This is a genomic window from Bradyrhizobium sp. Arg237L, assembly GCF_029990105.1.
Lineage (GTDB): Bacteria > Pseudomonadota > Alphaproteobacteria > Rhizobiales > Xanthobacteraceae > Bradyrhizobium.
Map to the genome: position 1 here is coordinate 1 of NZ_JAQMIL010000284.1, position 226 is coordinate 226.

General features: G+C 61.1%; 1 protein-coding gene. It reads right to left on the reverse strand.

The genetic code is table 11. The features are described from left to right. Positions 1-28: 28 nt before the first annotated feature. Positions 29-226 (reverse strand): putative porin (locus OZ411_RS43310; protein WP_282532852.1); only part of this gene is annotated, 198 nt, incomplete at its 5' end.

Consider the following 226-nt stretch of genomic DNA (forward strand, 5'->3'; position numbering starts at 1 on the left):
AGGAAGGTGAGGATGCGTATCTTCATGATCAGAACTTTGCGTTGAGATCGACCAGCAGGACGTCGACGGCATAGGGCGAGCCGGCGATGTTGTTGGCGCTCAGCCAGCGCATCGACGCCCACACGTTCTCGCTGAGGCCGACATTGGCGCCGAGGAAGTAGCCCTTGAGGTTGGTGCCGCCGAGCCCGAAATCAGAATCGGCGAAGGCATCGAGCGTCGCGTCCGA